This is a genomic window from Microcystis sp. M165S2 (genome assembly GCF_020245885.1).
Classification (GTDB): Bacteria; Cyanobacteriota; Cyanobacteriia; order Cyanobacteriales; family Microcystaceae; genus Microcystis.
The window spans coordinates 1-7,800 of record NZ_JADBTZ010000370.1; the positions used below are offsets into that span (position 1 = coordinate 1).

A 7,800-nucleotide genomic window follows, 5' to 3' on the forward strand; every position below is an offset into this window, starting at 1 on the left:
CAATAGCGACTCTTGTTCGGGTGTGGGGTAAAATCGAAACGAGTAGGCTTTTTCCATGTCTCACATTTTAGCATATATTTGGTAAATGCGCTAGTATTTAACGGTAAAGCCGTCGTGAAACGACGGGGTTTCAGACCCAAAATTTTCGATGATCAATTTTACCTTACAGCAAGCCTTCGCCCGTCGTCATGCCCTGAAAGTGATCAGTGGGTTAAATAATTTCGATCGCTCACAGGTTCTCTCAGTAGTTAAAGCCGCTACCGCCGGAGGAGCAACTTTTGTCGATATTGCCGCTAATGCTGACCTAATTCGGGCGGTCAAAGCCTTGACAAATTTACCCGTGTGTGTATCGGCTGTCGAGCCAGAATTGTTGGTGATGGCAGTGGCGGCCGGGGCCGATTTAATTGAGATCGGTAATTTCGATAGTTTTTATGCTCAAGGACGCATTTTTGAGGCTGCGGAAGTTTTAGCCCTAACCCGTCAAACTCGCGACTTACTGCCCGAAATAACCCTGTCTGTGACAGTTCCCCATCTGCTGCCCCTCGATGAACAGGTGAGACTAGCGGAAGCTTTAGTTAGTCAGGGTGCTGACATTATTCAAACCGAAGGCGGCACTAGCAGTCAACCCCTTCACGCCGGTATTTTGGGACTGATTGAAAAAGCTGCCCCGACTCTAGCGGCAGCCCACGCTATTTCCCATGCGGTTAAGGTTCCCGTCCTCTGCGCTTCTGGTTTATCCATTGTCACCGCCCCCATGGCGATCGCTGCTGGAGCGGCCGGTATCGGTGTTGGTTCGGCGATCAATCAATTGGATAATGAAGTGGCTATGGTGGCAGCCGTGCGCGGTTTAGTCGAATCTCTGCAAGCACAACCTGTCCATGTTGGCAACTAGAACAATTTTTGTCTAGATACGACGGAGAAGGGGCTGTTTTCCCTTCTCTTTTTCCATCTGTAATCAGTTATCAGTTACCAGTTACCAGTTACCAGTTACCAGATGTGAGTTTTCAGTCAATAGTATTAAGTGACAAGTTCGGAGCTTGCTTTTCACTGATTACTGTTTACTGCTCACTGCTCACTGAAAAGCCCCACACCCCATCAACTGTGGTAAAATGCCCTATGGCTCAAAACATTAGAGATAGAAGCACTCCACCATGATTCGAGATATCTTCATGCCCGCGCTCAGTTCCACCATGACCGAAGGAAAAATAGTTTCTTGGGTGAAGTCCCCCGGGGAAAAAGTCAGCAAAGGGGAAACGGTGTTAGTGGTCGAATCCGACAAAGCCGACATGGACGTAGAATCGTTTTATGATGGCTATCTCGCTGTAATTTTAGTGGCAGCTGGCCAAGAAGCACCCGTAGGGGAAGCGATCGCCTATATTGCCGAAACTGAAGCGGAAATTGAACTAGCCAAAGCTCAGGGAAAAACCGCCGCTGCCGCCCCTAGCAAGCCCGTAGAGACCCCAGAAATCGCTCCGCCTCCCGTTTCGATCCCCGTCGCCGCCGTTAAAGATAATGGCCGTTTAGTCGCCTCTCCCAGGGCCAAAAAACTGGCTAAAGAATTAAAAGTGGAGCTGAAAACCCTAGTGGGTAGCGGTCCCCACGGACGAATTACCGCCGAAGACGTAGAAAAAGCGACAGGAAAAGTCAGCACCGTCCCCGCTCCCGTCATTACTCCCCCGCAACCCGTCAGCGTGCCTGTAGCGGCTCCTAAAGCCCCGATTCCGGCCAGCGCTCCGGTCGGCCGGACTGTTCCCCTCACCACTCTGCAAAAAGCCGTCGCTCAGAATATGTCGGTTAGCCTACAGGTTCCCACCTTCCAAGTGGGCTACACTATCACCACCGACCCACTGGATCAACTCTATCAACAGCTAAAATCTAAGGGTGTCACCATGACGGCCCTGTTAGCAAAAGCAGTAGCCAACACCCTCGCTAAACATCCTATAGTTAATGCCAGCTATAGCGACGCAGGAATCCAATACCACGGGGCGATTAACGTGGCCGTAGCCGTAGCTATGCCCGATGGTGGCTTAATTACGCCGGTTTTGCGCTCTGCTAACCAGATGGATATCTATTCCCTATCCCGCAGTTGGAAAGATTTAGTTGATCGCGCTCGCAGTAAACAACTGCAACCGGAAGAATACAATAGCGGTACTTTTACCATTTCTAATCTGGGAATGTTCGGAGTTGATCGCTTTACGGCTATCTTACCTCCCAACCAAGGTGCAATCCTGGCAGTGGGCGCTTCCCGTCCCCAAATCGTCGTCCACAATAATGGTTTATTCGGAGTGCAAAAACAGATGACGGTTAATCTCACCAGTGACCACCGAGTCATCTACGGGGCCGATGCAGCCTCCTTCCTGCAAGACTTGGCTAAACTGATCGAAACTGAGGTGCAGTCTTTAACTATGTAATCAGAATCTAGGCAGCAGGAGCCAAGGGAGTTTCTCTCTAGCTCCTGCTTTGTTGTTACTAAAAAAATGTAAAGAATTAGCTAAAATGGGTTTAACCTTATCTATCACCCGAAACTATCGCCCAAACAAGGCCAAAAAAAGTGTTAATCTCAGGGAACTTTAAGATCTAAGCTAATATCGGTAAATTAACCCTCAATCTCGCCCTATATATTAAGCCTACAATAATTCGTATTCCCACGCCCTAACGCCTACCCATAGGAAAAAATGATCACAGAGAATAGTCGCTTACGTTCAGAATTTTTAAATACACAGGTTATCACTCGCAATACAGGCAAAAAACTCGGCGTTGTTAAAGATATCCTAGTAGATATCGATCAACGAGAAGTGGTTGCCCTGGGACTCCGCGATAATATCCTCTCCCTGTCGGGAATGCCCCAATATATGTATTTATCGAGCATCAGTCAGACAGGAGACGTGGTTCTCGTTGAAGATGATAACGTCTTGGAATCCGTCGATATCGATGCTTATACTCCCTTAATCGGTAGTGACGTGATCACGGAAACCGGCGAACCTTTAGGCAAAGTCCGCGATTATCAATTTGATCCCCTTAGTGGTCAATTGCATTCTATTATCATCGCTTCCCTGGGATTACCTCTTATCCCCGAACAATTGATCAGCACCTACGAAATTGCCATTGAAGAAGTGGTTAGCAGCGGTCCGAATCGCTTAATCGTCTTTGAAGGGGCCGAGGAACGTCTCACCCAAGTTAGTGTGGGAGTTTTGGAACGTTTGGGTATTGGTCGTCCCCCCTGGGAAAGAGAAGAAGAAGAAGCTTATTATACCCCCGCTGCTCGCCCGGAAAATCAGTTAGGTACGGGTATTCCCCTCCGCACTCCTGTGGAGTCAGCTAAACCCGTGGAAGAACGCTGGAGTGAAGACGAATGGGAAAAAGAACCCCTGCGTGCCACTCCCCCACCGCAAAAACGGGCCGAAGCTCGTTATTATGAGGAAGAATACGAGGAAGAAGAAGATAACTGGGGAGAGGCGCGGTTAGAACGCACAGAAAGCTTTTCTCGTCCTCAGTACGACGATTACGAGGATAAGGCCGAGGATGATATGTGGGATGATGACGTGGAACCGGATTACAATCCCCCCCGCGTCAATATCACCGAGAAGAAAAAGGAAAGAATCCCCGAATACGAAGACGGTTAATCTTTGACAGTCCCCCTATCCATTAGCTACATCTTTCTTAACATAAAATTTGACAAAAAGAGGAAAGTGTGCTAGGTGGCTCAAGGGGGTTCTCTGGGGGGACTAAATACTTTTGGTATCACGTCGAGTGCAGTGATTTGTCAGACTTTACAGATGTTCAATGAACTCTTCAACTGTGACTTGGGCTTGTTTCAGAATTCCACTTAATGTACCAACCTTCAATTCCCGATGTAAAGGGACAACACAACCAATTTTGCCCTCTTCGGTTTCTTTCTTCATCACAACATGGCTACCTGTTTGACGAACTTCCTCGAAGCCTAAGCGTTCAAGAGAGCGAATTGCCTCCCGACTAGAGATTCGTGGCAGCTTAGGCATAACTAACCTCAATACTGGTCACAAATCTAGGGGATGTTTCTGGTAAGGTAAATTCCTCTAGGTAAAGCCGTGTGGCTTCTTTCAATCCAGCAATCGCTTGCTCAATTGTTTCTCCTTGATCTACTGTACCAACTTCTGGACATTCAGCAATGAACATATTATCTTCTTTGTACAAAATAACAGTAAAGATGCGATTTTTCATGGTGTCTTATCATCTCAGGCTTACTCTGAAAATCATAACATAACTGTTTCCTAATCGTTTGGTTAGAAAATAGTTAGGTTTCCTGATCATTGACACAACTCAAGCTTTTTGAAAAACTCTATAAGATATTAAGTTATTAGTACTTAATCCAATATTGTCCCATCTTCCTAGAATTGAGTGAGAAGATTCTGCAAAAACAAGCGTAGAGTCGATTAATCATTGAAACAAATTTGCCCCAATCAAACCAACTCGATGAACTGCTCGATGTCCGATTCTTACGAACCAAATTTGAGCATCGGTCAATCGGGCTAAAAGTTGATCGGAAGCTGTGAGGCTGTCTTTTGCTACTTCAAAAGCTCCTGTTTCAATGTTGATTGCTACAATCTTCCCATGATTGCCCTCCTCGACTTGGGGGCGCACCTGAGATTGATAAATCTCTTTACCACGTCGAGCGAATTCTTCTTTGCTGTAGCGGAGTTGATTAACTGTCATTGTCCTGACCCCGTTGCAACTTTTGCCCCTCTATTTTAACCTAAACATGGGGAATCTTCGCTAACATTCCCCAACTGGTCCCACAAGAGCGGCATCGCACTTAGACTCACAGCTTCAATCAATGTGCATGGTGCGTTCCCCAAAATCGATCGCTGGAGCAGCAGGAGTCACATTAGGGAACGCACCCTACGGCTGTCTAACGTCAGAGTTGAGCGGCAATCAACCGACTCGAACTCAGCACCAATATCTCCTAATTGTCCGCTCCAACGCCGTGTTGGGCTGCTGATTCTACGGCGCAACTAATTCTGCTCTCTAATACAAAAGGTTTATTCACAAACCAAAACCTCAAGCTTTGACTAATTCTAGGAATGCAATATTGCCGTTGTCTTCAAAGAAAGTCCGTTTGTTCGCTATCTCTAAAGCTGAAATCTCTTTAGCTACATCCGCTAACTGACTTTCAGTACGATAAATGAGCTGCCACTGCATAAATGTTTCCATGTATCCAACTTCTCGATGATCGGGAATAAAATTAGCGACCAGTAGTTTCCCTCCTGTCCGCAGCATATCAAACATTATCTTGGTCAGCCGTGTGGCAAACGGTTGTGATAAGTAGTCGTACAGCCCTGCTGCATAAACTAAATCTAGATTCTCAAAGGATTGCTTTTGTCGAACTAACGTTGTCACTGAACCTCGAATCGTCTGAATAGAACCATTGTCAAACTCACGATCAATGACCTCAAGCGATAGAGGATCTTGGTCAAAGGCAACAAGCTGACCAATGCTTCCTTCTTGAACTGCTACAGATTCTTTGGCTTCTCGCAAGTGTCCACAAGCAATAGAGAGAATCCGAGTTGGGTGTGTTGCCTCAGACGCAACATCATCGATCGTTCTGGCTAACACATCCTTCCTCGCTTTGACACTGCTAGATATGGGACTATTCACACAATGTTCAAGAATTTCTCTACCAAGGGTCGCTAGATTTTGGGATGGCTGCTTGAACCCGTAGATAAAATCGAGTAATTCTGCATCTCCAGCATAGCCTCGCGGCTTGCTGAAAGAGTGGTAAGTAAACGGACACTGATGAATCAGTTGGGTTACGGGATGACCGAGAAATGTGGTCTGGGCAAAATCTCTCCACTCGGTGGCAGGATAACGATTCTTGATCTCCCTCATACCAAGAATGACGTGATCCATACCCGCTTTGGCATTGCCAGAAAGTAGCATGGCTTGTGCATCATCCATCAAAGCATATCCTGCGGCTTGGATTGAATTAGTATCAAGTTGCATGAGTGATTGTGATGTGTGAACTTAATCTGGACAACATTCCGAAACCTTGAACACCTACTGATAACTTAAGTGAACTGCCTCAACCGAGATTTGAAGCAGCCCAACTACATATTATGCGAAAACTTTCTATATAACACTCTCTGGGGTAACGATATGGGTCAACTTTCTGTATATCACCCCGTCCTACAACATATATAGCAATTCTTTGAGCCATGAGGTACAATAGAGAGCAAATAGACAAATAATAGAACTCGTCAGCTTCCTATGAGACCTTATTCCGTAGATTTTCGCCAAAAAATTATCGATGTCTGGAAGAAAGAAAAAATTTCCATTCGAGTACTAGCCCAGAGATTTGACGTGGCTAAGAGCTTTATTCAGAAGTTATTGAAGCAACATAAGGAAACAGGAGATATCCGTCCGCGTCGGCAAGGGGGAACTCCGCCAACCAAGTTAAATAGTGAACAACTGATAATTTTAATAGAAATCATCGAAGCTAACAATGATGCAACTCTCGAAGAATTATCGGAATTACTGTATGAAAAGACACAGGTGAAAGTCAGTAGAGCCACCCTGGGGCGGATTACGCAAAAACTCAAGTACAGTTTCAAAAAAAAACACTACACGCGGCGGAAAAAGAAAGTGAAAGGGTACAGCAAAAAAGAGTGGAATACTGGTCCCAAGTAAGGGAAATTGAAGCATCAAAACTAATTTTTATCGATGAATTGGGGGTAAATTTAGCCCTTTTGAGACTCTATGCTAGAGCCTTAATTGGCCAAAGAGCCAGAGGAAGAAAACCACAAAAAAGAGGGAGAAATATTTCAATAATTAGTGCCATAAGCTTAGAAAAAGTTGTCGCATCAGTCAATATATATGGTGCAGTAGATGCGGTAACATTTGAAGGATTTATTCTGAAGGAAGTGCTGCCAAAAATTAAAGAAGGAGACTGTCTGCTCATGGATAACGCCAAGATTCATCTCGGAGAAATGGTCAGAGAAACAATCGAACAACAAAAAGCTAGACTGATCTATTTACCTCCTTATTCTCCCGACTTCTCTCCTATAGCAAAGACCAAGGTGCTTAGGACAATCCATCGCTGAAACCCTGTTCAGATAAGAGTTTGAAAATTGAAAGCGTCCTAAATAACCCATTATTTGCTATATTGAAAACTTTTGGTCAAAAGTGAAAGCGATGTTAAGAAAACTGAAGGCGAGAACTTACAAAGACTTAATAGAAGGGATTGAATCGGCTATGTTACAAGTTACTCAAAAAGATATTCGCAATTGGTTTACTCACTGTTGCTACTGTACCTCATAAGTTAGAGAATTGCTATAGTAACTTTAGAAAAGTCCTACTTATGCCAGCCAAAGATTTCCTAGATTTAGAAGAAAAGAAAAACTGACAAAAAGCTCTTAAAGAAGAAGAAAGAGCAGAAGTTAGGGAAAGAATTTTAATGTTTCTCTTGCTAAACGACGGAAAAACTCAACGAGAAATAGCAGAGTTTATTGGCTGTTCACTCAAAACAGTCGCCCCTTGGTGTGTTCATGGCGATCCTAACAATTTAGAAAGTCTAGAAGATGGGAGAAAAAATGGAAATCATAAAAAAGCCCCAGAGGAATATATTAATTTACTATTGAAAATAGTTGATGAAGACCCGAAGGAATTGGGATATGAATTCGGGAGATGGACAGCGGCAAGATTAGCAGAGCATCTAGAAAAGGAAACAGGAATTAAACTGAGTGGCTCGCCAGTGAGAAGAATATTGAGAAGAAAAAAGTATGTGTATATCTGGGCGAAATATAGTCGAGAAGATAAGCAAGACAA

At 44.7% G+C, this 7,800-nt stretch carries 8 protein-coding genes and 2 pseudogenes; 5 read left to right on the top strand and 5 right to left on the bottom strand.

Features of this window, described 5'->3' with window-relative positions; translation table 11 throughout:
• Nucleotides 1-57 (bottom strand): helix-turn-helix domain-containing protein (locus IM479_RS22815; protein ID WP_155119799.1); only part of this gene is annotated, 57 nt, incomplete at its 3' end.
• 91 nt (nucleotides 58-148) lie between these two features.
• Here IM479_RS22815 and IM479_RS18280 point away from each other — a divergent pair.
• From IM479_RS18280 to IM479_RS18290, 3 genes are all read left to right on the top strand, one after another.
• Entirely contained in the window at nucleotides 149-892 is a 744-nt protein-coding gene (locus IM479_RS18280) for a DUF561 domain-containing protein (RefSeq protein WP_286825268.1), read from the top strand.
• A gap of 259 nt (nucleotides 893-1,151) precedes the next feature.
• A complete protein-coding gene (locus tag IM479_RS18285; protein WP_286825269.1) occupies nucleotides 1,152-2,411 on the top strand; it encodes a dihydrolipoamide acetyltransferase family protein in 1,260 nt (419 codons plus the stop codon).
• A 264-nt stretch (nucleotides 2,412-2,675) separates the two neighbouring features.
• Nucleotides 2,676-3,623 (top strand): PRC-barrel domain-containing protein, encoded by a 948-nt coding sequence (locus IM479_RS18290; RefSeq protein ID WP_287684290.1) that lies wholly within the window; start codon nucleotides 2,676-2,678, stop codon nucleotides 3,621-3,623.
• Between the two features lie 147 nt (nucleotides 3,624-3,770).
• Here the strand turns inward: IM479_RS18290 and IM479_RS18295 are convergent, their stop codons facing one another.
• The 4 genes from IM479_RS18295 to IM479_RS18310 form a co-directional block, all read right to left on the bottom strand.
• A complete protein-coding gene (locus IM479_RS18295) occupies nucleotides 3,771-3,998 on the bottom strand; it encodes a type II toxin-antitoxin system HicA family toxin (RefSeq protein WP_287684291.1) in 228 nt (75 codons plus the stop codon).
• The gene (locus tag IM479_RS18300) at nucleotides 3,991-4,200 is read right to left on the bottom strand and encodes a type II toxin-antitoxin system HicB family antitoxin (RefSeq protein WP_287684292.1); all 210 of its coding nucleotides are present in this window, start codon (nucleotides 4,198-4,200) and stop codon (nucleotides 3,991-3,993) included. The genes IM479_RS18295 and IM479_RS18300 overlap by 8 nt, the downstream gene beginning before the upstream one ends.
• 216 nt (nucleotides 4,201-4,416) lie before the next feature.
• Complete coding sequence (locus IM479_RS18305) at nucleotides 4,417-4,692, bottom strand: hypothetical protein (protein ID WP_287684293.1); 276 nt, start codon at nucleotides 4,690-4,692, stop codon at nucleotides 4,417-4,419.
• Between the two features lie 345 nt (nucleotides 4,693-5,037).
• Nucleotides 5,038-5,979 (bottom strand): class I SAM-dependent methyltransferase, encoded by a 942-nt coding sequence (locus IM479_RS18310; protein WP_287684294.1) that lies wholly within the window; start codon nucleotides 5,977-5,979, stop codon nucleotides 5,038-5,040.
• A gap of 264 nt (nucleotides 5,980-6,243) precedes the next feature.
• Between IM479_RS18310 and IM479_RS18315 the strand changes: the two are divergent.
• Nucleotides 6,244-7,293 (top strand): annotated as a pseudogene (locus tag IM479_RS18315) (IS630 family transposase).
• A gap of 40 nt (nucleotides 7,294-7,333) precedes the next feature.
• Nucleotides 7,334-7,800 (top strand): annotated as a pseudogene (locus tag IM479_RS18325) (IS630 family transposase); the annotation flags it as partial.

What these genes read in the sequence shown, in the direction of transcription:
- IM479_RS18280 (WP_286825268.1), top strand. Translation starts at nt 149, where the DNA reads ATGATCAATTTTACCTTACAGCAAGCCTTCGCCCGTCGTCATGCCCTG.
- IM479_RS18285 (WP_286825269.1), top strand. Translation starts at nt 1,152, where the DNA reads ATGATTCGAGATATCTTCATGCCCGCGCTCAGTTCCACCATGACCGAA.
- IM479_RS18290 (WP_287684290.1), top strand. Translation starts at nt 2,676, where the DNA reads ATGATCACAGAGAATAGTCGCTTACGTTCAGAATTTTTAAATACACAG.
- IM479_RS18295 (WP_287684291.1), bottom strand. Translation starts at nt 3,998, where the DNA reads ATGCCTAAGCTGCCACGAATCTCTAGTCGGGAGGCAATTCGCTCTCTT.
- IM479_RS18300 (WP_287684292.1), bottom strand. Translation starts at nt 4,200, where the DNA reads ATGAAAAATCGCATCTTTACTGTTATTTTGTACAAAGAAGATAATATG.
- IM479_RS18305 (WP_287684293.1), bottom strand. Translation starts at nt 4,692, where the DNA reads ATGACAGTTAATCAACTCCGCTACAGCAAAGAAGAATTCGCTCGACGT.
- IM479_RS18310 (WP_287684294.1), bottom strand. Translation starts at nt 5,979, where the DNA reads ATGCAACTTGATACTAATTCAATCCAAGCCGCAGGATATGCTTTGATG.